The sequence below is a fragment of the Synechocystis sp. FACHB-383 genome (assembly GCF_014698605.1).
Lineage (GTDB): Bacteria > Cyanobacteriota > Cyanobacteriia > Cyanobacteriales > Microcystaceae > Synechocystis > Synechocystis salina.
In genome coordinates this window covers 37,125-59,732 of sequence record NZ_JACJTJ010000009.1, presented here as the reverse complement: position 1 = coordinate 59,732, position 22,608 = coordinate 37,125, and the positions used below count along the sequence as shown (strand labels likewise).

The following is a 22,608-nucleotide window of genomic DNA, read 5'->3' as shown; positions in this document are numbered from 1 at the left end:
GAAACTTAGCGGAGGCGGAACTCAAGGAGTTAGACCTAGCTAACTTTCCTTTAACTAATCCCGGAGATCGGGACTGAAACTTTTTATGTCCAATACTTTAACAATCATCAGTTGATGTTATGAGCCGCAATTGGGATAATTTATCAACCTCAAGCCAAAGAGGTTAGAGCAAAAAGACCAATTGCCGGACAACTTAAAACGGCGTCCAGCCCGCGGCAGAAATACGAAGAGACCTAAACAAGGATGGAGACGACATTAGCCGTGACATTAGATACTGATTTTACCGAAGAGCATCCAAAAAAACTTGCAATCATTCCGGTTAGGGATGATAGCATTTGATGAAAGACAGTTTTTGTTATTCGTAATGGCTAGAGTCAGAAAGCTCGTCAAGCTAAATGTCTTCAGTTCGCCGACCAAGATCTAAGTTTTTTAAAGAACTTCAACAGATCTTAAGGAATACTGGCAAGCGAATACACCGACCGCAAACTTTTAGAGGATTTATTAAATGAACGAGCGGCTTAATGCGCCGCTGATCGCCACACAAACACCTAAAACCAAGAAAACCCCTGATGCTTTGGCCGGCGAGGGGGTTTCCAAGGTCTTTAAAAGTCACCAATCGGGCGATCGGTATTTATCTAAAAGAGGGATTATCAAAATCCAGTCAAGACACATTCCCAAAAAATTCAGGGAAGGGGGTGTCGTTTGATTAACTCTATTCTACTCGTTCAAGCAATATTTTCAAGAGTTAAGGCGATCGCCATAGGAAATGACCAAATCCTGGGCATGACCTTTCCCGACGGAAAATTACTGCCCACCACCCATTACCCGGATGAAATAACCAAACGTGGGTTCATTGAAGCATGGGGAGGGGTGAAGTAATGAAACTGAGACCCCAGCATTGGCAAGAATGGTTAAATAGCGGAATCGCCCCTGAAATAATCGAGGCTAACGTCCAGAGCCTTGATAACGCCCATGGATGGTTGCTATATGGCGACAAATTACCTCGGCGCAACGATGGACGATTAAGTCAGGGAATACTGAACCAATACCGTCACCTTGAGGAAGGAGGCTGGTATTGCTCAGGCTTAGATTCGATCACCCTAGAAGACTCTCAATGGGGCTGTTTCAAACCAGATCGCCCTCGACTATCCAAAGACGGAAAGCCCATCAAATATGAGCATCCCCCCAAGACTTCGACGGAAGCATTTTGCCTAAAAATCACCCGGCATCAATGGCGACAAATTGCCAAGAAAGGGGGATTAGACTGCCCCGACCTTGAGAACATCCCCAACGAGAAGATCGCCCAGTCATTCTGGCAATGGGTGAAAAATAACTCCGTTGCCATCGTCATCACCGAAGGAGCCAAAAAGACCGCATCCTTACTCAGTCATGGGTATGCCGCCCTGGGTTTGCCAGGGATTTATGCTGGTTACCGTTCCAAAGACAGCGATGGGGTTGAATTAGTCCACAAACAGCTAATCCCCCAGCTTGAGGCATTTTGCCAAGGGGGTCGGGAATTTGTCTTCTGTTTCGACAACGACGACAAACCCACCACCCGCAAGAATGTAAGGAAGGCGATTACCAACACCGGTCGCCTGATGGAATTCCAGGGATGCAAAGTCACCGTAATGACCTGGGCTGGATCAGCCAAGGGCATTGATGATGTCATCATTGGCAACGGAGAAACCAGCCTAGACCGCATTTATTTCACCCGCCAAAGCCTCGAAGCCTACAAACTAAGTGAATTTACCGACCTAACCCCGCTCATCTCCCAGACAGTAAATTCCCGCTACCTTGAGCCGGATATCTTGGCCGAGGTCATCGCCCGATTAATGGGCATAAAAGCAGCCAAAGGGACAGGAAAAACCGAGATACTCGCCCAACGGGTAGAGAAGGCGATCGCCGAGGGAATCCCCATCATTGTCCTGACCCACCGGGAACAACTAGCCAAGGAATTAGCCAAGCGATTTGGATTGCCCTATCGGTCGGAATTGGAATTTGGAGCCGAATCTTTCAATGGCTATGTGCTCTGTGTTGATTCCCTGCACCCCCATGCCAAGCCTGCCTTCAACCCCGCCCGCTACCCTGATGCCCTAGTTATTTTGGACGAAGCGGAGCAGGTCATCTGGCATTTACTCAACTCCAGCACCTGTCAACGTAATCGTCCCGCCATTCTGGAAACCCTGACCGAATTACTCAATGGAGCCAGCCAAATCATCCTCAGTGATGCCGACCTAACCCGCATCAGCCTCGATTACCTAAATGGGCTATTAACCACCCAATCCGCCCCTTGGGTAGTGGTCAACAAATATAACCCCGCCAACGTCCGTAAAGCGTTCCTTTATGACAAACCAGAGGCTTTATTCTCCGATGCCTTGGAATGTATCCAAAACGGCGAGCGCCTGATGATCCACACCGGAGCACAAAAAGTCAGCAGTAAATGGGGAACTATTAACCTAGAGATAACCTTATCAGGAGCATTCCCAGAACTGAAGATTTTGCGGATTGATGCGGAATCCGTAGCAGAACCAGGACATCCAGCCTATGGGGTAATGGGCAACCTGAACACCGTCCTTCCCCTCTACGACATTGTTATTGCTAGTCCAACCCTGGAAACCGGGGTCAGTATTGATATTAAAGGGCATTTCCACCGCGTCTTCTGTTTTGCCCCCGGCAGTCAAACCGCTGAAGCCGTCTGTCAATCCTTAGCCAGGGTACGGGAAGATATCCCCCGCCATCTCTGGGTTAAAAAATATTCCAATCAAAGGATTGGTAACGGCTCCACCATTCCGAAAATATTAATCAACTCCCAGCAAAAACTCTTTCAAGCCAACTCCCTCCTATTGGGACAAGCGGAAGCGCTCGCCAACCTTGATGGCCATTCCCCCCGCCACTTAGCCACCTGGGCAACCTATGCCGCCATTCACAACCACGGCTTTAAAAAATATCGGGATGTGATCCTCAGCCGCTTGGAAGGGGAAGGATATACGATTATCTCCCCTGACCCCCCCGACGATGGGCAGAGCATAGGAGAGTTAATGAAAGCCTACACTGAGGCCAACTATCAGCAACACTGTGAAAAGGTAGCCGCTGCGCCCCTACTCGATGATCTAGAATTTGACCGCATCACCAAAGCCCGGGCCAAAAGTGAACCAGAACGATTGTCAGAACAAAAGACGGCAATCTCCAAACGGTACCTCACCGATGAAATCACCCCTGAACTGGTTACCCAGGATGACAAAGGGCTATATGGTCAGTTGCAGCTGCGCTATTACTTGACCATGGGGCGGGAATTTTTAGCTGACCGGGATAACCATCGGGTCAAAAAGCTCAGCAAACAAACCGGGGAAGCCTTCACCCCCGACATTAACAGCGCCTGCTATAGCGCCAAAGTAAAAACCCTGGAAATTATCAATATCGGGCAATTCCTGGACGGCTCTGCCCATACCTCCGAGAGTCTACGGGATTGGTTTAAGCATATCTGCCAGTTCCGCCATGACATCAAGACCTTCTTGAATCAATCCATCAACCCCGAAGGGGATACGCCCATCGCCGTTGCCCAAAGATTACTGGGATTAATGGGTCTGAAAATGACAAGGAAACAATGCCGGATCAATGGAGGACGGCAACGGATTTATGCCTTGGTAGATCCCCCCCCCGGCGATCCAGCCCTAGCCATTATGGAAAGGTGGTTCGAGCGGGATTCTAACCGTGTCACTTGTCACACCTCCCCTTTAAAAGAATTATGTAGGGGGATAGGGGCATGAGTTAATGGTTATTCCTTCCCTTTCACCCATGTGATGCCTATTTGAGCTTCTAGCCCTAACAGCATCCCCTGACAACCCCAAAAAGTGCCCTAAATCAAGGGACAGGGGCAAAAAAAGCACCATCTCCCGTGGGGGAAATAGTGCAAAGTAGGGACAGAATCTAATCAGTCAACTTATGGGTGAGATCATGACAATTACGACAGATACAGATAATAGTATGGGGAAAAAGAATCTCCTGCCCGCGGAAGTCGTAATTCAAATGATGAACATCTAAAGTATCCCTCAGGCCGCAAAACTGACATCTATACCAGGCGTTGTACCTACAATTACGTGCCACAACCCGCCAATAATCAGTGCGGAGGAAATCCTTATAATTAAGGGCAGCAAGGTGATCCGCCTCAGCCTGATCGTAAGTCAACAGCTTATGCCAAAGGGAATATCGTTCCTTCCAGTGACCATATCCATCATCCAAAACAGCATAAGTAGCAATCTGATTGCGGACATGGCAAAGATGAGAACTGATAGTGGCATGAAATTGCCGGGAATATTTCTCCTCCGGTAAGCTGAAATACTCCTCCAGAAACTTTAAATAAGGGGCAAAAAAATAACCAATAGATTCAGGAGTAGCGGTAATGATCCTCGACCAATGGGGCTGTAGTGCATTCCACAAAGATAAACTAGGTTCAGTAACAGCCCCCTCAAACAAAGCTGTCCGCATTATAAAGATACCAGCCTGGGCATGGTGTCGCCGATTAAGGAAAGTGAGTAATCGAGTAGAGTACTCTTGATAGCGCACCTCCTTGGGACGAGCAAAATACTGCTTATAGGTGTAGTCGTGGTAAGACCGCAAAGCCAAATCAACGGATAAAATATCCTCCTCAATAAACAAATAGTAGGGTTGAAGTTTTTGCACAGAAACCATCGATAAAAATTGCTTGATATTCTGTGCTCGAACAGGATCGACGTAAACCATAACTGTCTGCTCCGATGGGCAATAAACAGTCGAGAAAAAAACAGCGAAATTAACCCCGCCCAAAGGAGAGGATAGGAGGTATTAAAAAGAAGTAAATGCCTTAGTAACGAGACGGAGACAAGAACCCTGATACGCGCCTTATCTCGCTGTAATATCTTCTCGACTCGTAATACAATTATATCATAAATAGAAACATTTATACTATATTTATAATCTTCTTTCTCGTGAAGTAAATATTCTTTTTGACGACCCCATAAGCTTGAGGCTCAGATTAATTATTTAGTAGAGTTAGTTTAGGTTGTTAATGTCTTATTTTATAGGTCAATTTCAATAGTCTGCCATTGCACGATTGAAATAATTATCATGTTTATGGTTAGTGTTTGTTCATCCATAAGTTCCCCCAGTTCTGTGGCCATATTCTAGTTTGCCATAGCGCCAACTCATAGAATGGAGACGAGACTCATTATTAAAATCTCTTGTTCTTTTCTGAGCCTTACTTTCCGTCTCAAGCTATGTTTCAAAAGCCCCTTTAAAATCTTTGTATATTTTCTCAAATTCACTAACTTTGTATGATTTATTCTGAGAATTATTAATAGCCTTATAGCAAACATTAATAACAAATGATGAACAAGAATCTTTAGATTTATTTATATTAATAATATTTAGCTTTTTTAGGCTTTATATTTTCATAATCATTACTAGATACTATTCTACGCGCTAAACTTAATTTTTTACTAATTAATGTTCTAGTTAGGGAGAATTGTAAATTTTGGCAATATTTTCGATTCAATCAATCGGGACTTTAGAAAAGTCAGGTATGATTTTTGGAAGCGTATAAATACAACATAGGTAAGCAGTCAGGCAGAAATCTATGGAAAAGTCCAAATCAGAATTTTTTAACATTTACAGCCGGGGCGGGGTATTACGTTCTCAAGCTGATGAAGCGGCTTGGTTCAATGACGAAAGCAGATCCCGGCCTATCCGTTGGGCCATTGCCAATGAAATCAAACGACTTAGTCAAGAGGATAGGAAGTTTGCTTGAAACAATTTAAAAAGGGAAACCCCAAGCACTCGAACTTTGGTCGGCGAGAGTGCTTGGGGTTAACAAACAAATCGAACAAATCGAATAAAAGGCTAACCATCCGGCGGGGAGGGGGCCTTGTCCTATGCAATTTTTAGCAATTACCAGGGATGTCGGCAATAGGGCCGGTCAAAAAACTTTAATCCTGGGCAACGGGTTTTCCCTCATTGTACAGCTACCAACCCGGCTATTTATCTGGGTTACAGCCCTGCTGATTTGGTTATGCCCGCGGGCAAAATTTCTTGCTCTGGGTATAGCCGATTGCCATCCGTGGCCATCCGATGGCAGGGGGTGGCAATGGGATTAGCCAAAAGGATGCTAGGGGATCGGCACCAGCCCAGGGGCGTAGTTGCCAGCAATCGAGAAGGGTTGATGGTCAAGATTAATGGACACCTGGAATGTATTCCTATCAGGAAATGGGCAGGGAAAGAAGCCAAGTTGCATTTCTGCCAAGGTGGTTTCCGGGTAATGGTTGAGGGTGGCAACTATTTTGCAGTGGCCATCAAGCCTAAGACTAAACCCCAGCCCTGGGAAGTAGAGAAGCCCATCAAGCTAGACCCCTTGGGGGAAAGGTTTACCCAGTATTTCAACTTTGGGAGCTATGCCATTGTTAACAACGGGGAAGGATGGAAAACATTACAGCACCGCATCAGCACCGCCAAAATTTGGGAGTTATGGAAAGACCCCACCACGGCGATCGGCTTACGGTTTGGCAAAGAAACCACCGTTGGGCTTCTGGACATTGATGCCACCGGGGAATATCACAATGAAGCCGATTTACGGGCAATGCGTGAGGCCTTGGAATCTATTGGCATTGGGGAGCAAGTTTTAATCCAGTCAAGCTATAGCGGCGGTTGGCACCTGTATTTTGCATTCCCTCAGAATCTGCCCACATTTGCCCTGGGCTGTGCTGTACCTGAAGTTTTAGCCCGCTTTGGCTTTGACATCAGCCCCGGCAATTTAGAGATATTCCCTAATCGCAAGGGTTGGACTAAGGGGGAAATCACCAAGTATAACGGGGCTAGGTTGCCACTACAGCCCGGTTCAGGCAGTGCCCTACTTGATGATGATTTTGCTCCCTATAGCCAAAGCCTAGAAGTATTCCTAGACCGCCTGGAAGAATCGGCGGCCGCCTGTGACATTGACTTGCTGTTGGAAGCCTGCACGGAAGCCAGAGCCAATTACAACCCCTTTGCCAAGCCCAACGGATTTGTCCCCCACAACAAAAAAGCAAGGCAATGGAAGTTACAGGATGCCCAAGCCATTGCCCAACCCTGGGAACCTCACGACAGCAACACCCGGTTAGGAATCATTGCCCGCTATGGAGTGGTATTTGAAAGACTGACCGGGGATCACTTAGTTAATTACATTGTCCAAACGGCGATCGGCACCCCGGACTATTCCAAACATTGCAGACACCAAGGGGAGATAGAAGCCTGGGCTAGCCGTTGGGCCCACTGTGCCGAAAGGAAATATTACGCCTATGAACCGAAGAAAAAAAACAAGCCCACTGGCCCTAGCAACGATGAACGGAAGCAAGCGGCCATGGAAAGGCTAATCGAGGCAATAGAAGACCTCAAACTTGGCGGCAAGCTTCCCAATGGCGTGAAGAAACGGGAAGCCTTATTAACCCAATTGATTGGAATATCCAAAAGCACCCTATGGAAGCCGGAATATCTGGAGCTATGGCACCCCCGATTTGACCCTGTACCCCATGGCAATCGCCCACCTATTACGGAAGAAGCCCAACACCAAGCCCAGCAAAGGATGGAGTCAGTAGCCCCACACCCCCCGACAAAAACGTTGAGTTGCCTTTCTCCTTCCCTTACTTGCCCTGATAACGAACTTTTTATGCTTCGCCTGCTGGGTAGAGAGTCCTCTGCAGAAAGACTTCCACCGGCTGTACCAATTTCTTGCGCCTCAACTAAAACCAAAATACCCCAATCCCATACAGGGAGGGAGTTAGACGCATTTTCAATACAAAATACTGTACCAATAAAGCCCAGATTAGTGATTGTGCATAACTCCGAAAGTCAAGCCCAGAGGCAATTCCAGCCATCAGTTAAACCAGGAACTCGAATCATTAACCGCCCGGTGGTGGTTTCGATCGCCGATGATCCAAACCTAAAGCCGGGGGACTGGGTGATTGAACCGGATAGACCCGATCGCCGTGACCGCCTGATGAAGTTAGCTTCGATTGATGCCGATGGGGAATGGTGCCGATTGCATAAGCCAGATTGCCACCGCCCTGGGTTGATTGGGGAGCTTGCCTATCTGCCGGAACTGCTACCCGCCCCGCCTGAATTGATGGCTGAATATTTTCCGAACGGCGATCGAGGCCACCAATCCAATGGAGGAACTGCCCATGGTTAAGCAAACCGCCGCCGCAACAATTCAACTTAGGGATTACCAGGAAAGCTTACTTCAAGGAATCTTTGAGCAGTGGAAGTCAGCCCCCAGGGTTATGGCCCAGTTACCAACCGGGGGAGGAAAGACGGTTATTTTTTCCGCCATTGCCCAAGAATTTGCCCGGCACGGCGATCGGGTTCTAGTCCTGGCCCACCGTGAGGAATTGATTACCCAAGCCGCCGCCAAATTGGAAACGGTAACAGGGAAGCCAGTAGGGATTATCAAGGCCGGTTATGCCCCTAACCCGCTTTTCCCTATCCAGGTTGCCAGCGTTCAAAGCTTGATTAGGAGGTTAAGGGATTGGCCAGACTTTGGGTTGATTGTTACGGATGAAGCCCACCACTCCACCGCCAAGACCTACAGGAAAATCTTGGAGGCTTACCCCGGTTCCTATCAGTTGGGGGTAACTGCGACACCAATTAGAACCGATGGCAGTGGGTTCCGTGACTTGTTTGATGGCCTGGTATGTGGCCCAACGGTGAAGGAATTAATAGAGCTGGGGCACCTGTCCAGGTTTAAGTTATTCGGTGCCAAGCCGATGGAAACCAAGGGAGTCCGCACGGTTGCCGGGGATTTTTCCGCCGCTGGATTAGCCAAAGCAAACAACGTGGTTAAGTTATCCGGTGATTTGGTGAAAGCATATCGGCACCATTGCCCCGATCGCCGTTGCTTGGTCTTTGCCATCAGCGTAGCTTACTCCATGGCGATCGCCGCCCGCTATAACGCCGCTGGTATTTCCGCAATTCACCTTGATGGGGAAACTCCCTCAGATGTGAGGAAGGAAGCCTTAGCCCGGTTTGCTGAGGGGGAAATCAAAGTAATTAGCAACTGCGGACTATTTGGGGAAGGTTTGGATATTCCGGCACTGGAAGCCGTGCAGATTGCCCGCCCCACTAAATCCCTTGGGCTGTGGCTTCAAATGGCGGGAAGGGCATTAAGGCCCGCACCTGGGAAAGATTTTGCAATATTGCTTGACCATACAAAGAACCACATGATCCACGGATTGCCCACCCGGAAACGGATATGGACATTGGAAGGAGTGGAAAATCTTGATGGCGATCGCCGGTTGGAAAGAAAACCTGATGGGGAAATAGTCGAAGTAGAGCCAACCGAAATAGAAGAACAGCCCGCCCAATTGGTGGAAGTGGAGGAATTGGAAAGCCCTTGGGGGGAATGGTGGGGAAACATCCTAGCCGTTCAACAAAGCCGGGGCTACAAAGTGGGATGGCTTTATTACCAAGTGGTGGAAGCTTGCCCCCCTGCTGATGTCTGGATTGCCTACGCCAATTTCCTTGGGCGATCGCCTACCTGGGGAATTAGCCGATTTATTGAACAGGAAACCGCCGGGGAAACCAAAGCAACTCCGCCACCATTGCCCAGCTATGCCCGCAATATTGCCCCCTAATTTGCCCAAAGCACAACACTCCTAGCACCTGACACCATGCGTTATCGACCAAGGACAGAACATAATCAAGCCGAGATAGTCCGCATACTGAGGAAAAAGGGTTGCTTGATATTTGACCTTTCCACAGTTGGACAAGGTTGCCCCGACCTAATCGCATTGAACCCCAAGGGGGAAACCGTTCTGATTGAAGTTAAGAACCATCAACCGTGACCGCCTCACCACTGCACAGGAAAAGGCGATCGCCATGGGGTGGACTATCCACGTTGTCCGAAGCCCAGAGGAAGCCCTTGCCCTAGTGGACAGTACAGAAAAGGCACTCCGTAGGGATTAAAGTAAAGCCCATCAGGGTTGCCCTTTCTATCCCTAGATACGGAAATTTTTATGGGCGGTGGTGGTGGGACAGACAGTTATCTGTGCTTTAATCTATCAATATTATTTGATATAAAGGAATCCTTACCCTGTGCGAGTTTTAGCCATTGGAGGAAGCGATCGCCGTTGTGCCGGTTTAATAGTTTTGTTTTGAATTTGGGAGAATTAGCTTAAAAAACGGTGGGATCGTTGCCCATTTTTTCCTGTGGCGAAATTATTTAAAAGCCTTACCCTGTGGGAGCTCTGGAAGTTTAAGGGATTTTGATATGTCCCAAACCTTTCAACCGTTGCACATAGGATGGTGGGGAACTGAGCCAAGTGTTCGGGGCTTTAATTTACTGCTTTTTTTGCCTAGCCCTGGAAATCTATTAGTCATTGCCACCGCCATTGTCTAAGTCACATTACGTCGGTCAGACCGACCCAATAATTCTCAAAGGGGATACATCAGGCAGACCCCCTTTGTCTTATTCCTCCGCCTGGCAGAGGTAACACCCTTTGATGGGATAAAAGGGCATGGAAGCCGAACACCTCAAACCCTTTACTGTCAAGGGCTACGGTCAGTTTAGGCAGCTTTTGCCGAACACCGACTAACCCGGTTCAACAATTCCGAAAACTTCCTACTGTTCCCAACAGCGATCGCCAATGAAGAGAACTCAGAAAATGATTAGGCGTTGCCGCTGCCAAAAGCTTGGTAGGGAACGGTGAAATATAGTGTTTTAAATTTAGTGGTTTACTTGAACTCGCTGGGTTTCCGATCAACCCGGTTAAAAAATTCTAAAAATTAAGGGCTGTTCTCGATAAAGGCGAGGCTGTGGTTTTGAAAAGAATCTTTTAATTCCGGTACTTTCAGCGATAGGACACTTACCACGATCTCTATTTTGGGTCTTTTTTTTTTGCACTAACATTTGTAGTTCAAACTGGGGTCTATCTAATTTTCCTGCCCTGAATTAATTTCCCCGTAGACAAGAAAACAATACCTCTTTACTGTGTCAACTTGACCAAAAAGTCGCAAACATTTTTCCCGTGTCACAGTCTGCTATGTCAAAAACGGACGATGATGGTAAGCAAGAAAGGGGTCGTGATACTACCTACCCCCCCGCAGTTTAAGCATTTGAAATGGGTTAACCATTAGCACTATGCCTAGGGATTTGGGAAAAATCCAAACTTAATTTTCCTCGTTGACTGGATACCATAGCCCGTTCCTAAATTCCCACGGTGGCACGACGATCGCCTCTTGGCTTCCCTTGGGTCTGTATTCCGGTGGAGTGTTGCCCAATTTCTTGCCCCACTTCTGAACCGTCCGTTCATGAATTCCTAGCCTATCCCCTAGGGCAACACTGGTTAACCCTTCCTCTTTCCCAACGGCGATCAGGGCCACCACTTCCACCGGTTCCACTGCGGGGGTTTCCGGCTTGGTGAGGGACTGGACTAGGCGACGGCTTCGAGCTTTTTTAAATCTTCCACTTCCCTGGCCAAATTGGAGATCGCCGTCTCAAACTCAGACCGGCCAATAGCACCGGGGATGGATTCACCCAAGGCAGATCGGCAAGCGTTTCTAATCCAGTCCTGGACACCGATGCCATTAGCCTCGGCCGCCGCTTTGATTTTGTCCACCAGAACGTCATCCATGCGGACGTTAACCTGCTTATTGCCGTATGCAGAAATACTCACGGGTATCACCTGTTATTTATTGCTAGCTTCTACATCCTAACCTTTTTCTATCTACTGATACCGATTGATAGTATTACCTGATACCATGCGCTAGTTTTGCGACAAAAGTTTAATCGTTGTCCTGTTGCTATCATGTGAAACCATGCGATATACTTGTTGCATAAAGCAAGGGAGAGGCAACCATTAGAAGCCCCCGCTGCCAAAGATGCGGTAGCCCAATGGGAAAAAGCTAAGGTGATCGCCGCCGCCGCTCTGAGCAAATATCAACTGCTCTAGTTTCCGTAGCCCTGGGCAGGGCGTAAAACTACCCACTGGATACATTTACCGGGGCATCCCTTCACCGCCTGATCGTCACACCTACGGAGTTAATCAAAATGGAAAATCTAGCTTGTATCGTTTTAATCAAAGAGGAAGCCACCAAGACGGCGATCGGTACCACTGCCCCTGCTACTAACCTTTCCACTCTGGGAGTCCGTGCCCTGTACAAATTGGCCAGTCAAGCGGGGGTGAAAAAAGTTAAGTCCATGACCAAATCCCAATTAATTCAAGCCCTAGGAGGATTGGAACCTGCCACCATGGCCACAGCCTAGGGCTACCAGGGGGGCTAACATTCTCCCCACCAAAAAACTGTTACCCGAAAAAATGGGGGATTATCCCCCCGCTCTAACATCTAAAGGAAATTTAATCACATGAACACCATCGAAGCCCCCGCCGGATTTACTGCTACTGAATTGGCCTCTCATAACTGGATTGCCAGCTTGCCCCCATCCAAAAAAATCAAACTTGCTCAATTGCTACTACTTGGAAATCAACATGAAATTATTTCCATTAATCCGAGATCTTGATCGAACGGCGATCGCCACTTTCCACCTCCCCAGGGGGATTAATCACTAACTACCGAGGAAATTGCCCCAATGGAAAATACCACCCTGATCAACTTGCCAGAACAGATCGCCGCTGAACTCTGGACAAAAGTTGACCAAGCCTATGGCATTGTTCACCTGGCCAAGGATGCTACTCAATGCCACCTTGACGGGGAAACAGAATCAGCAATAGGTTCCAGCTTGGAAGCTGCTTTAACCCTTCTGGCTGATGCGCGTTCCTTGATTGATAATTGCCGCCATTATTGCTAACGGCGATCAGCACCCACTTCTGAAAGTCCAAGATTATTTATTGCGCCGCCATGGAATCCGCTAAGCAACTAACTCAATTAATTCATGATTACCGTACTAATGCCATCATCGGGGGTTTCCCTGGTGATGATGTTATCGGTAAGCAAATCGAAGCCGACACCTTAAGCGACCCTGATGCCCCACAGTTAGCCAAATTTCTTTGTTCAATGGGTGGTAAAGGCGGGGCCGGTATTGCGGCCATGGCTCGGGTTTGGGAATACCAAGACCAAATATTAGCCTATCAAAAGGCTAACAATATCAGCTCTGTTTTATGGGATGAACTTGACTGGAAGGGGGAAAAGGTACGCTTCCCCATTACCCATTCTGACCTCCAACTAATGCCCCAAGACCGAGCGGTGTTAAGCCGGTGGAAATGGCATACAGCAGAGAAATTTTTAGAATTTGTCACCCGCCACCATTTGTACGGGGATTTATATCGGATTGATTACGAGGAGGAAGGGGAAGTAGAAGTTCCTGTGACTCTGGCTGATATTCGCATTGATGTCAGACATTTTGACCATGCCATGTTATGTGGCGGGCGGGAAACCCCAGTTTATTTAGCCCGTGAAACCGGCACCTCTGACCGGCTAACCGTTAGCAAAGAAATTTGCTACCACCTAACCGAGTTCTCGCTTTGGCTTGATGAATTCCCCAGTGATTATGAACCAGAGCCAGACGGGTTACATTTTGCCGTAAAAATCCGCCGCTATTCTTAACCCGGCGATCGCCACCCTCTCCCAAAAATGTCCCAAAAGCATAGAGGGAGGCTAACCAGTACATCATTGTACTGGTTGACCCAGGGTCTCGAATCATTAACTGTCCGAAGGTATTTCCGAATGCGGTGGAGTCAGAATCTGCCCTTAGTTCTCGAAGGTTTAAGCCTGGTGATTGGGTGGTGGAACCTGACACGATCGCCTGATGAAGTTAGCTTCGATTGACGATGACGGGGAATGGTGCCGGTTACACAAGCCAGATTGCCACCGCCCTGGATTCATTGGGGAACTTGGCTATCTGCCGGAACTGCTACCCGCCCCGCCCGGTTTGATTGCTGAATTTTTCCCCAACGGCACCGGTTTAGATGAAGAATATTCAAGCTCTGAGTTGGTTTCAAAATACATCTGAAGACTAACCCTAAACCATACGGGAAAAAGATTACACGGATTACATGTCCACCTCGATGTGGATTATTAAAAACGTATGAACTGTGTCAACTTGACGTAAAAGTTGCCGACGTTTTAGTTTTTCCATCCCTAACTTCATAGAGTGGAACGGCGATTACCTTTTGTCGATAACCTAGAGCAGTAAATTTTCTGGGTGTTATTTCTGGTTATCTGGTAAACCAAATTTCTGGGTTAATGCCTCCACAATGACAGATGTCATCGTTATATCTGACCGCTTTGCTTCCGCCGCCCAATGTTGACGGAGTGACTTTGGCACTTTTACGCAGAGATTAACTTCTGGCTCACTGGGTTTCTGGCCATCTGGTTTTACAGATTGTTCTTTGTTCCAGACGGTATAGGGATCATCTTGAATCTGGTTTTCCTCCTTTCTGGCTTTCTGAATAATCTCGCCAAATTTACCGGACATTGAGGGCCTCCTTTATTTCTTTACCAAGTTGTTTGTAGTCTTGCCATGCGCCTCGCAAACGAGAATCACTTAAGTCTCGAATGGGTTTGCCTTCAAGGGCCGCTTTTTGATAACCCACCGTGCGGCGGATAATGGTTTTAAAAACCGGAATTCCCCCCTCCTGTAAATCCTGCTTCATTATTTCTCCGTCTCTATTAGGGGGCGGTAAAGCAATGGTGATTAAGGCTCGATAGTTGGCTTCCCCTACGTCCTGGGCTGTTTCTAACATGGGCTGGAGGCTCAAAATATCAGGAGCGGTAGGTAGCACCAGTAAATCACAGCCCTTGGCTAATTCTTTGAGGTCATCGGAATTAGGTCGGGCAGGGGTATCAATAACAATAAATTCAGCGCCAGAGATTTGCTTCATGGCTTGGCGCTCATCAGCAACAACAAAAGGTAGATTCCCTCTTTCTGCCCAGTTCAATGAGGTGCGATTGGGATCGCCGTCCACTAATACAGTCTGATAGAACTCGCTGAAATAGGTTGCAAGGTGAATTGCTGTTGTACTTTTGCCTACTCCGCCTTTGTAGCCAGTGATGGTGATGATTTTCATCTGGTTTTATGGCTTGGATTCTGGTTGTCCTTAAATCTGGTTTTGCAGATGGCTGGTTTTCTGGACGACCTAGAGCAATACCAAGTTCCTCAAAAGTTTTTGAGTGAATCTTTTTTGTGTCTTGGTCACTGATCGCCATTTGAAGATTCTGGTTTGCTGGCTTACCAGAAATCAGGATTTTTTAAGATGGTGTTGATTACACTTCGGTACAAGTCCATACTTTATCTAATGTATCTTTCCTGAAGTATGGAAAAGAAGTCTCTCTCAGAAAGGGATATTTGCACCAAGTTCATTACGCCCGCCTTGGAAAAAGCCGGCTGGAATATTCAAACGCAGATCAGAGAAGAGTTTTCCCTTACCGATGGCCGAATTATTGTACGAGGGCATCTCCACACCAGAGGAAAAAATAAGCGGGCAGATTACGTTCTGTTTTATAAGCCCAACATCCCGATCGCCGTTTTAGAAGCCAAGGATAATAACCATACGGTGGGGGACGGAATGCAACAGGCATTGGGTTATGCCGAAATGCTGGATGTGCCGTTTGTATTTAGCTCCAACGGAGATCGCCTCCTGTTCCATAACAAAATCAATACCGATGGGGTAATTGAGAGAGAACTGGAATTTGAGGCAATGCCCTCCCCAGATACTCTCTGGCAATGGTGGTCAGACCATTGTGGACTAAGCGAAGACCAAACCAAAATTATTACCCAGGATTATTACAGTGATGGTAGTGGGAAAACCCCTCGGTACTACCAAGTTTTAGCCATCAATAAAACCATTGAGGCGATCGCCAAAGGACAGAATCGGATTCTATTGGTGATGGCGACAGGTACAGGCAAAACCTTCACTGCATTCCAGATTATTTGGCGGTTATGGAAGTCTAAAACCAAAAAGCGGATTCTCTTTTTAGCGGATCGGAACATCTTGGTGGATCAGACCATGACCAACGACTTCAAGCCCTTTGGGTCGGCCATGACTAAAATTAAAAAGCGGCAAGCAGATAAGTCCTATGAAATTTATCTTTGTCTCTATCAAGCTGTCACCGGTAACGAGGAAGGGAGAAATATTTATAAACAATTTAGTCCGGGCTTTTTTGACCTGATTGTTATTGATGAATGTCACCGGGGCAGTGCCGCTGAAGATTCCGCATGGCGCAGTATTTTAGACTATTTTTCCAGTGCCACCCAAATTGGCTTAACTGCGACTCCCAAAGAAACAAAAATCATTTCTAATATCCATTATTTTGGTGAGCCGATTTATACCTATTCCCTGCGACAAGGGATTAATGATGGCTTCTTAGCACCCTATAAAGTGATCCGTATTGACATTGACAAAGATGTGTCTGGTTGGCGACCCACTAAGGGAATGAAGGACAAGTACGGACAGGAAATTGAAGATCGAGTTTACAATCAGCGGGACTTTGAGAAAGTTTTAATTTTAAATAAGCGGACGGAATTAGTTGCTGCCAAAATTACCGAATACCTAAAAGCCACCAATCGTTTTGATAAGGTAATTGTTTTTTGTGAAAATATTGACCATGCGGAAAGGATGCGGCAAGCCATCGCCAATGCCAATAGTGATTTAGTGGCAGAAAATCATAAATATGTGATGCGAATTACTGGAGATAACAAAGAAGGAAAAGCGGAATTAGATAATTTTATTTTCCCCGAAAGTGTTTATCCTGTCATTGCCACTACATCTAAGTTAATGACCACGGGTGTGGATGCTAAAACTTGTAAGTTAATTGTGCTGGATCAACGCATTCAGTCGATGACGGAGTTCAAGCAAATTATTGGGCGGGGAACTCGCATTGATGAGGATTACGGCAAGTTATCGTTTACGATCATGGACTTCAAACAAGCCACAAAATTATTTGCTGACCCAGACTTTGATGGTGATCCGGTACAAGTCTATGAACCCGGCAAGGATGACCCCATCGTGCCACCAGAGGTTACTGAAGATGAGGAAAAACAGAATCAAGAAACAGAAGATAACGACGAAATTCCGCCTGATGATGAAGGGGAAGATACAGGTGGTGGTGGGACTCCTCCTGAGCCAAAGTTTAAGTATGTAGTCGATAACGTCAAAGTCAGTGTGGCTTCAGAGCGGGTGCAATATTACGACGTGGAAGGGAAGTTAATCACGGAATCCCTCAAGGATTACACCCGTAATACCCTGAGCAAAGATTATCAATCCTTGGATGAGTTTCTGCGACGTTGGGGTGAGGCGGATAGGAAACAGGCCATCATTGAGGAATTGGCAAAAGAGGGGGTCTTTTTTGAAGCCCTAGCTGAGGAGGTAGGCAAGGATTATGACCCGTTTGATTTAATCTGCCATGTGGTCTGGGATGAACCCCCTCTAACTCGTCAGGAAAGGGCAAGGGAGGTCAAGAAACGCAATTACTTTACCAAGTATGGAGAACAGGCCCGACGGGTGTTAGAGGCGTTACTGGATAAGTATGCCGATGAGGGCATTGAGGCGGTGGAGGAACCACAAATTCTCAACATTACCCCATTTACGGAAATGGGAACTGCCATGGAGTTAGTCAAAGCCTTTGGGGGTATGAAAGGCTATCAGCAAGCAGTACAGGATTTGGAAAGGGAGCTTTACAGCGCATAATCAATAAACTTTCCTATTGATCTTTTTTTATCGACAGCAATACCCTATGGCAATTGGCAATCTGGTTAAAAGCATTCAAGACATCATGCGGAAGGATACGGGGGTTGATGGGGATGCCCAGCGTATTAGCCAGTTGACTTGGTTGTTATTTCTGAAAATCTTTGATGATAAGGAGCAGGAGTGGGAATTTTTAGTGCCAGGTTATCAGTCCCCCCTGGCGGTAAAGTACCGCTGGTCAAGCTGGGCCAAGAATCAAGAGGGCATGACCGGGGAGGAGTTGATCGAGTTTGTCAATAACGATCTATTTCCTACTTTAAAAGGATTAGCGACGGCGGCGGGGGTATCCAATCAGGGCAAGGTAATTGGCTCAGTGTTTGAAGATGCCTACAACTATATGAAGTCGGGGACGTTGTTGCGACAAGTGATTAACGTTATTGAGGAGGATGTGGATTTCAATTCCTCGGAAGATCGCCATTTGTTTAACGATATTTACGAGAAAATTCTGGCGGATCTGCAATCGGCGGGCAATGCAGGGGAATATTACACCCCTAGGGCAGTCACCCAATTTATGGTGGATATTCTCAACCCCCAATTGGGAGAATCGTTACTTGATCCAGCCTGTGGAACTGGGGGCTTTTTGACCTGCGCGATCGAGTATTTACGGCAACAGGTGAAGACCGCCGACGATAGCAACCTGTTGCAGGCGACAGTGCATGGCATTGAGAAAAAGCCGTTACCCCACATGCTGGCCATGACCAATATGATGTTGCACGGGATTGATGTGCCCACCAATATCCGCCATGACAATACCTTGGCCAAGCCATTACGAGATTACAAGCCAGCAGAACGAGTAGATCTCATCATCACAAATCCACCCTTTGGGGGTATGGAAGAAGATGGCATTGAGGAAAATTTTCCAACTAAGTACCGCACCAGGGAAACGGCAGATTTATTTATGGGTTTGATCATGCACCTGCTCAAAAATGAGGGGGGACGGGCCGGAGTTGTTTTGCCGGATGGTTTTTTATTTGGGGAAGGGGTAAAAACAACCCTGAAACAGGAGTTGTTAGCGGGGTTTAATCTCCACACCATTGTCCGTTTACCGAAGGGAGTATTTAGTCCCTACACCAGCATTTCCACCAATATTTTGTTTTTTGAGAAGGGAACGCCAACGGAAACTGTTTGGTTTTTTGAGCATCCCTACCCACCGGGCTATAAGTCCTACTCTCGCTCAAAGCCACTAACGATTCAGGAATTTGATCAGGAAAAGGCTTGGTGGAATAACCGAGAGCAAAATGAGTATGCTTGGCCGGTATCGGTGCAGGAAATCATTAACCGTAATTACAATTTAGATTGCAAAAATCCCCATCAAGAAACTATTGATCATGGCGATCCAGCGGATTTGATGGCAGAATTTTTGGAAATTTCCCAACAGGTTGAGGAGATTCAAGGATTGTTGAAATCGGAATTAGTGCAGGCGTTGGGTTAATCTGATATAATTATCTTTTGTATAATTGCAGGGGATAAGATGGAAGTTGAGTTAAGGAAATGGGGCAATAGTCTAGGGCTACGGATTCCCCATAAGTTGGCCGTCAGTTGGGAATTAAATGACCAGACAGTGGTGGATTTGGTGGAGACAGAGCAGGGGTTAATGATTCAGAAAAAGCCATCTCCCCCCAATCTGACATCGTTGTTGGCCTCTATTCCCCCGGATTTTACCTATCCTGATGATGTGGTGGATTTTGTGGCTAGTGCTCCCCAAGGGCAAGAGGTATTATGAGCGATCAGTCTTTTCCAGAGCGGGGAACGGTCATTCGCATAAATTTGAACCCCACAGAGGGACGGGAACAACAGGGGGAAGCCAGACCCTGTTTAGTGTTGAGTCATACAGCTTTTAATCAGGCGCGTAATGGCTTGGTGATCGTTTCTCCGATTACCAGTACTCTGAAGCCAGAAATTCAGACATTAATCCCGATTCCTGCCGATTATCGGATTAAGGGGTCTGTGATCGCTGAACAGGTGCGAACGGTGGATTTAAGTTTACGTTGGTGGCGCGATACGGGGGAGATTATGGCGGCTTCTTTTGTGGATCAGGTTGTCAGTGTTCTTAAGTTGATTGTTGATTAACTAGCAAAGATTTATAGATTTTTTGATGTGTTTTTCTAAATTCAATTAAGAGGTAAAAATGATTACTCGTGAAGCGGTACTTGACTCTTTAAACATCCATCGTTCTGAATTGGAAAGAATGGGGGTTAAATCTTTACGTCTTTTTGGTTCAGTGGCAAGAAATGAGGCAACGGAAAAAAGTGACCTTGATTTCTTAGTAGATTTTTTTGAAACACCTTCTTTGTTTGAATTGCTCAAGGTGCAACACTTTTTGGAAGATTTATTTCAATGCAAGGTTGATCTAGGAATGGAACAGTCTTTGCGAGAACATTTAAGAAATCCAGTTTTAGAGGATGTCATTTGTGCCTTTTAGAAATTATGAACTAAAGCTATGATGAAATCAGGAATTGCCCAAAATTAATAACCTATTTTATGCTTACTCCTAATTTTCCAATACTTCAAAATCTGCCAAAGTCTTTACCGCTCAATGGTACTGTCTAAAAAAACAATTAATCTTAATCAAGGAGTGAAAGCCATGTTAACGTTTGAAAAACTGTTAGATAACATAGAAGATTTACCGATTGATCAGCAAGAATTATTAATGAATATTGTCTCCCATCGGTTAGCTGACAAACGTCGCCAGCAATTAGCCCAAGAGTGTCAAGAAGGTTTAGTAGAGTTTCGTTCAGGTCAATTAAAACCCATGACGGCAGAGGAGGCAATCGCCGATTTACATAATTTTTTAGCAGAGCCAGAATGAAACGAAAAATTGTTATCACATCTCGCTTTAAGCGGTCATTGCGGAAATTTGTTAAGGGAAATCAGCGCCTAGAACGACAAATTGAAGAATCATTATCAGTAATGGCTAATGATGTTTATGCTCCAAATTTAGCTACCCATCGTTTAAAAGGTAATTTAGAGGGTTTTAAGGCTTGTTCTTGTGGCTATGATTGCCGTATTATTTTTACGATTGAAATTGACATGGATACCGGACAAGAATTAATTGTTTTGTTAAATGTTGGTTCCCATGATGATGTTTATTAATTTTCAAACTTTCTAATGATTTTTACTGCTGATGTTTTACTAGATAGGTATTTTGAAACGGCTTTTTCTGCCCCCGATGGCATTAAGCGATTACGGGAATTGATTCTCACTTTGGCGATGCAGGGGAAGTTAGTGCCCCAAGATCCCAGTGATCAACCAGCAAGGGAGTTATTAAAGGAAATTGAGGCGGAAAAGCAGATGTTAATCAAGGCGGGAAAGATAAAAAAGCAAAAGCTCTTACCAAAAATTACAGCAGATGAAATTCCTTATGATTTGCCGGAGAATTGGGAATGGGTAAAAATCAGGAATATCTGTCACGATTGGGGACAGAAAAAACCAGATAGAAACTTCACATATATTGACGTTGGAATTATTGATAATAAAAATGGCTTAATCAGTGATTCAATTCAAATTTTAGAAGCTAAAGATGCTCCTTCCCGGGCTAGGAAAATAGTCAAAAAAGGTACTGTTATTTATTCTACTGTCAGACCTTATCTTTTAAATATAGCGATAGTTGAACAAGATTATAAAGATGAGCCTATAGCAAGTACAGCCTTTGCAATTCTTCATCCATATTCAAAAATTTATAACCGTTTTATTTACTATATTTTAAAATCTCCATATTTTATAGAATTTGTTGAAGATCAGATGAAAGGCGTTGCTTATCCTGCTATAAATGATGGCAACTTTTTTGAAGGGTTATTTCCCCTTCCACCATTGGCCGAACAAAAGCGCATTGTCGAAAAGTGCGATCGCCTGATGGCCCAATGTGACAAATTAGAGCAACTCCAGCGAGAACGGGAACAAAAACGCATCCTGATTCATACAGCGGCACGGGAAAAACTGTTAAAAGCATCGGATCAGGAAACCTTTAGCCAGGCTTGGGATTTTATCAAGGAAAACTTTGGCGACTTGTATGCCGTTAAGGAAAACGTCACTAGCCTCCGCCAAGCCATTTTGCAATTAGCAGTAATGGGTAAACTCGTCCCCCAAGATCCTGGCGATCAGCCTGCTAATGAATTATTAAAGGAAATTGAAGCGGAAAAACAACGATTAATTAAAGAGGGCAAAATTAAAAAGCAAAAGCCCTTACCTGATATTACAGCCGATGAAATTCCCTATGATTTACCTAATAGTTGGTCTTGGTCAAGACTTGAGGATATTGTTGATATTATCACTGGTATTTCAAAAGGTAAAAAATATCAAGATCAAGTCATGAAAGAGTTTCCATATTTGAGGGTTGCCAATGTACAAAGAGGCTATCTTGATCTAAAAATCATGAAATACTTACCAATACCAATTAATGATTTTTCTAGATATGAAGTTTTACCAAATGATTTATTAATTACTGAAGGAGGAGATTGGGATAAAGTTGGTCGTACAGCTATCTGGAATGGCGAAGTATCCTCTTGTATTCATCAAAACCATGTTTTTAAGGCTAGGAGATTCTTACAAAAACAAAATATTTTCTGGTTGCAGCTTTATCTGAACTCTCTACCAGCTAGAACTTATTTTGCAAGCGCTTCCAAACAAACAACAAATTTGGCATCAATTAATAAAACTCAATTGAGAAGTTGCCCTATTCCCCTTCCTCCATTTCCCGAACAAAATCGCATCGTCGCCAAAGTGGACGCATTAACGGCCCTGTGCGATCGCCTTGAAAACCAAATTGACCAAAAGACCTCAAAACAAACCCAGTTGTTAGAGTCAGTGATGGCAGGAGTGTGATTCCATGTATCAACTATTTTGACTCTCATTGTTACCCTTGACTGGCGGATATATATTTTTTGCTGTTCAACAAAGCCGGGGCTAA

25 protein-coding genes and 1 CRISPR repeat array (1 of these 26 cut by a window edge) are annotated in these 22,608 nt (G+C 45.7%); of the genes, 20 read left to right on the top strand and 5 right to left on the bottom strand.

The genetic code is table 11. From position 1 onward, the window contains the following. Positions 1-82: direct repeats of the CRISPR family, unit length 37 nt; unit sequence CTTTCCTTTAACTAATCCCGGAGATCGGGACTGAAAC (it extends 175 nt beyond the left edge of the window). Positions 83-505: 423 nt separating this feature from the next. The 3 genes from H6G45_RS00745 to H6G45_RS00735 are packed head-to-tail and all read left to right on the top strand — an operon-like array spanning position 506 to position 3,767. Beyond that, entirely contained in the window at positions 506-706 is a 201-nt protein-coding gene (locus tag H6G45_RS00745; RefSeq protein ID WP_190595687.1) for a hypothetical protein, read from the top strand. Further along, the gene (locus H6G45_RS00740) at positions 703-879 is read left to right on the top strand and encodes a hypothetical protein (RefSeq protein ID WP_190595645.1); all 177 of its coding nucleotides are present in this window, start codon (positions 703-705) and stop codon (positions 877-879) included. Before H6G45_RS00745 ends, H6G45_RS00740 begins: the two co-directional genes overlap by 4 nt. Beyond that, entirely contained in the window at positions 879-3,767 is a 2,889-nt protein-coding gene (locus H6G45_RS00735; RefSeq protein ID WP_190595642.1) for a plasmid replication protein, CyRepA1 family, read from the top strand. Before H6G45_RS00740 ends, H6G45_RS00735 begins: the two co-directional genes overlap by 1 nt. 160 nt (positions 3,768-3,927) lie before the next feature. Here H6G45_RS00735 and H6G45_RS00730 read toward each other — a convergent pair whose 3' ends face one another. After that, positions 3,928-4,740 (bottom strand): hypothetical protein, encoded by an 813-nt coding sequence (locus H6G45_RS00730; RefSeq protein ID WP_190595640.1) that lies wholly within the window; start codon positions 4,738-4,740, stop codon positions 3,928-3,930. 871 nt (positions 4,741-5,611) lie between these two features. Between H6G45_RS00730 and H6G45_RS00725 the strand changes: the two genes are divergently transcribed. From H6G45_RS00725 to H6G45_RS00710, 4 genes are all read left to right on the top strand, one after another. Further along, positions 5,612-5,782 carry a hypothetical protein gene (locus tag H6G45_RS00725; RefSeq protein WP_190595638.1) on the top strand — a complete coding sequence of 57 codons (171 nt, stop codon included), beginning with the start codon at positions 5,612-5,614 and terminating at the stop codon, positions 5,780-5,782. A 309-nt stretch (positions 5,783-6,091) separates the two neighbouring features. Continuing rightward, entirely contained in the window at positions 6,092-8,194 is a 2,103-nt protein-coding gene (locus H6G45_RS00720) for a hypothetical protein (protein WP_190595636.1), read from the top strand. Continuing rightward, positions 8,187-9,635 carry a DEAD/DEAH box helicase gene (locus H6G45_RS00715; RefSeq protein WP_190595634.1) on the top strand — a complete coding sequence of 483 codons (1,449 nt, stop codon included), beginning with the start codon at positions 8,187-8,189 and terminating at the stop codon, positions 9,633-9,635. Before H6G45_RS00720 ends, H6G45_RS00715 begins: the two co-directional genes overlap by 8 nt. 184 nt (positions 9,636-9,819) lie before the next feature. Next, complete coding sequence (locus H6G45_RS00710; protein WP_190595632.1) at positions 9,820-9,966, top strand: hypothetical protein; 147 nt, start codon at positions 9,820-9,822, stop codon at positions 9,964-9,966. A gap of 1,203 nt (positions 9,967-11,169) precedes the next feature. Here H6G45_RS00710 and H6G45_RS00705 read toward each other — a convergent pair. Together H6G45_RS00705 and H6G45_RS00700 are read right to left on the bottom strand one after the other, a co-directional pair. After that, positions 11,170-11,400, bottom strand: coding sequence for a hypothetical protein (locus H6G45_RS00705; protein WP_190595630.1), 231 nt, complete (start codon positions 11,398-11,400; stop codon positions 11,170-11,172). A gap of 32 nt (positions 11,401-11,432) precedes the next feature. Further along, the gene (locus H6G45_RS00700) at positions 11,433-11,675 is read right to left on the bottom strand and encodes a hypothetical protein (RefSeq protein ID WP_190595629.1); all 243 of its coding nucleotides are present in this window, start codon (positions 11,673-11,675) and stop codon (positions 11,433-11,435) included. Positions 11,676-11,828: 153 nt separating this feature from the next. On the opposite strand from H6G45_RS00700, the gene H6G45_RS19750 reads away from it, so the two are divergent. The 5 genes from H6G45_RS19750 to H6G45_RS00675 all read left to right on the top strand — a co-directional run bounded on the left by H6G45_RS19750 (position 11,829) and on the right by H6G45_RS00675 (position 13,969). Then, complete coding sequence (locus tag H6G45_RS19750; RefSeq protein ID WP_277922695.1) at positions 11,829-11,951, top strand: hypothetical protein; 123 nt, start codon at positions 11,829-11,831, stop codon at positions 11,949-11,951. Between the two features lie 98 nt (positions 11,952-12,049). After that, positions 12,050-12,265 (top strand): hypothetical protein, encoded by a 216-nt coding sequence (locus H6G45_RS00695; RefSeq protein ID WP_190595627.1) that lies wholly within the window; start codon positions 12,050-12,052, stop codon positions 12,263-12,265. Between the two features lie 324 nt (positions 12,266-12,589). Next, positions 12,590-12,808: a hypothetical protein gene (locus H6G45_RS00685; protein WP_190595623.1), complete on the top strand. Its 219-nt coding sequence runs from the start codon at positions 12,590-12,592 to the stop codon at positions 12,806-12,808. A gap of 50 nt (positions 12,809-12,858) precedes the next feature. Next, entirely contained in the window at positions 12,859-13,563 is a 705-nt protein-coding gene (locus H6G45_RS00680; protein WP_190595621.1) for a hypothetical protein, read from the top strand. A gap of 202 nt (positions 13,564-13,765) precedes the next feature. After that, positions 13,766-13,969: a hypothetical protein gene (locus H6G45_RS00675; RefSeq protein WP_190595619.1), complete on the top strand. Its 204-nt coding sequence runs from the start codon at positions 13,766-13,768 to the stop codon at positions 13,967-13,969. Between the two features lie 195 nt (positions 13,970-14,164). Here the strand turns inward: H6G45_RS00675 and H6G45_RS00670 are convergent, their stop codons facing one another. Both H6G45_RS00670 and H6G45_RS00665 read right to left on the bottom strand, forming a co-directional pair. Continuing rightward, a complete protein-coding gene (locus H6G45_RS00670) occupies positions 14,165-14,434 on the bottom strand; it encodes a hypothetical protein (RefSeq protein WP_190595617.1) in 270 nt (89 codons plus the stop codon). After that, positions 14,424-15,026: a ParA family protein gene (locus H6G45_RS00665; protein WP_190595615.1), complete on the bottom strand. Its 603-nt coding sequence runs from the start codon at positions 15,024-15,026 to the stop codon at positions 14,424-14,426. Before H6G45_RS00665 ends, H6G45_RS00670 begins: the two co-directional genes overlap by 11 nt. A 246-nt stretch (positions 15,027-15,272) precedes the next feature. On the opposite strand from H6G45_RS00665, the gene H6G45_RS00660 reads away from it, so the two are divergent. The 8 genes from H6G45_RS00660 (at position 15,273) to H6G45_RS00625 (ending at position 22,523) form a co-directional block, all read left to right on the top strand. After that, positions 15,273-17,645 carry a DEAD/DEAH box helicase family protein gene (locus H6G45_RS00660; RefSeq protein ID WP_190595613.1) on the top strand — a complete coding sequence of 791 codons (2,373 nt, stop codon included), beginning with the start codon at positions 15,273-15,275 and terminating at the stop codon, positions 17,643-17,645. Positions 17,646-17,691: 46 nt separating this feature from the next. Then, positions 17,692-19,134, top strand: coding sequence for a class I SAM-dependent DNA methyltransferase (locus H6G45_RS00655; RefSeq protein ID WP_190595610.1), 1,443 nt, complete (start codon positions 17,692-17,694; stop codon positions 19,132-19,134). 39 nt (positions 19,135-19,173) lie between these two features. Then, positions 19,174-19,425 carry an AbrB/MazE/SpoVT family DNA-binding domain-containing protein gene (locus tag H6G45_RS00650; RefSeq protein ID WP_190595609.1) on the top strand — a complete coding sequence of 84 codons (252 nt, stop codon included), beginning with the start codon at positions 19,174-19,176 and terminating at the stop codon, positions 19,423-19,425. Continuing rightward, the gene (locus tag H6G45_RS00645; RefSeq protein WP_190595606.1) at positions 19,422-19,772 is read left to right on the top strand and encodes a type II toxin-antitoxin system PemK/MazF family toxin; all 351 of its coding nucleotides are present in this window, start codon (positions 19,422-19,424) and stop codon (positions 19,770-19,772) included. The genes H6G45_RS00650 and H6G45_RS00645 overlap by 4 nt, the downstream gene beginning before the upstream one ends. Before the next feature lie 58 nt (positions 19,773-19,830). Then, positions 19,831-20,124 carry a nucleotidyltransferase family protein gene (locus tag H6G45_RS00640; RefSeq protein ID WP_199309496.1) on the top strand — a complete coding sequence of 98 codons (294 nt, stop codon included), beginning with the start codon at positions 19,831-19,833 and terminating at the stop codon, positions 20,122-20,124. Positions 20,125-20,238: 114 nt separating this feature from the next. Beyond that, positions 20,239-20,511: a hypothetical protein gene (locus H6G45_RS00635; protein ID WP_206754983.1), complete on the top strand. Its 273-nt coding sequence runs from the start codon at positions 20,239-20,241 to the stop codon at positions 20,509-20,511. Further along, on the top strand, positions 20,508-20,795 hold the full coding sequence (locus H6G45_RS00630) for a type II toxin-antitoxin system mRNA interferase toxin, RelE/StbE family (RefSeq protein WP_190595602.1): 288 nt from the start codon (positions 20,508-20,510) through the stop codon (positions 20,793-20,795). Before H6G45_RS00635 ends, H6G45_RS00630 begins: the two co-directional genes overlap by 4 nt. Before the next feature lie 15 nt (positions 20,796-20,810). Further along, positions 20,811-22,523 (top strand): restriction endonuclease subunit S, encoded by a 1,713-nt coding sequence (locus H6G45_RS00625; protein WP_190595601.1) that lies wholly within the window; start codon positions 20,811-20,813, stop codon positions 22,521-22,523. The last annotated feature ends 85 nt before the right edge of the window (positions 22,524-22,608 follow it).

Bases quoted from the DNA above. Each gene is read 5' to 3' on its own strand.
- H6G45_RS00745 (WP_190595687.1), top strand. From the start codon at position 506: ATGAACGAGCGGCTTAATGCGCCGCTGATCGCCACACAAACACCTAAA.
- H6G45_RS00735 (WP_190595642.1), top strand. From the start codon at position 879: ATGAAACTGAGACCCCAGCATTGGCAAGAATGGTTAAATAGCGGAATC.
- H6G45_RS00730 (WP_190595640.1), bottom strand. From the start codon at position 4,740: ATGGTTTACGTCGATCCTGTTCGAGCACAGAATATCAAGCAATTTTTA.
- H6G45_RS00725 (WP_190595638.1), top strand. From the start codon at position 5,612: ATGGAAAAGTCCAAATCAGAATTTTTTAACATTTACAGCCGGGGCGGG.
- H6G45_RS00715 (WP_190595634.1), top strand. From the start codon at position 8,187: ATGGTTAAGCAAACCGCCGCCGCAACAATTCAACTTAGGGATTACCAG.
- H6G45_RS00695 (WP_190595627.1), top strand. From the start codon at position 12,050: ATGGAAAATCTAGCTTGTATCGTTTTAATCAAAGAGGAAGCCACCAAG.
- H6G45_RS00685 (WP_190595623.1), top strand. From the start codon at position 12,590: ATGGAAAATACCACCCTGATCAACTTGCCAGAACAGATCGCCGCTGAA.
- H6G45_RS00680 (WP_190595621.1), top strand. From the start codon at position 12,859: ATGGAATCCGCTAAGCAACTAACTCAATTAATTCATGATTACCGTACT.
- H6G45_RS00675 (WP_190595619.1), top strand. From the start codon at position 13,766: ATGAAGTTAGCTTCGATTGACGATGACGGGGAATGGTGCCGGTTACAC.
- H6G45_RS00670 (WP_190595617.1), bottom strand. From the start codon at position 14,434: ATGTCCGGTAAATTTGGCGAGATTATTCAGAAAGCCAGAAAGGAGGAA.
- H6G45_RS00665 (WP_190595615.1), bottom strand. From the start codon at position 15,026: ATGAAAATCATCACCATCACTGGCTACAAAGGCGGAGTAGGCAAAAGT.
- H6G45_RS00660 (WP_190595613.1), top strand. From the start codon at position 15,273: ATGGAAAAGAAGTCTCTCTCAGAAAGGGATATTTGCACCAAGTTCATT.
- H6G45_RS00655 (WP_190595610.1), top strand. From the start codon at position 17,692: ATGGCAATTGGCAATCTGGTTAAAAGCATTCAAGACATCATGCGGAAG.
- H6G45_RS00650 (WP_190595609.1), top strand. From the start codon at position 19,174: ATGGAAGTTGAGTTAAGGAAATGGGGCAATAGTCTAGGGCTACGGATT.
- H6G45_RS00645 (WP_190595606.1), top strand. From the start codon at position 19,422: ATGAGCGATCAGTCTTTTCCAGAGCGGGGAACGGTCATTCGCATAAAT.
- H6G45_RS00640 (WP_199309496.1), top strand. From the start codon at position 19,831: ATGATTACTCGTGAAGCGGTACTTGACTCTTTAAACATCCATCGTTCT.
- H6G45_RS00635 (WP_206754983.1), top strand. From the start codon at position 20,239: ATGGTACTGTCTAAAAAAACAATTAATCTTAATCAAGGAGTGAAAGCC.
- H6G45_RS00630 (WP_190595602.1), top strand. From the start codon at position 20,508: ATGAAACGAAAAATTGTTATCACATCTCGCTTTAAGCGGTCATTGCGG.
- H6G45_RS00625 (WP_190595601.1), top strand. From the start codon at position 20,811: ATGATTTTTACTGCTGATGTTTTACTAGATAGGTATTTTGAAACGGCT.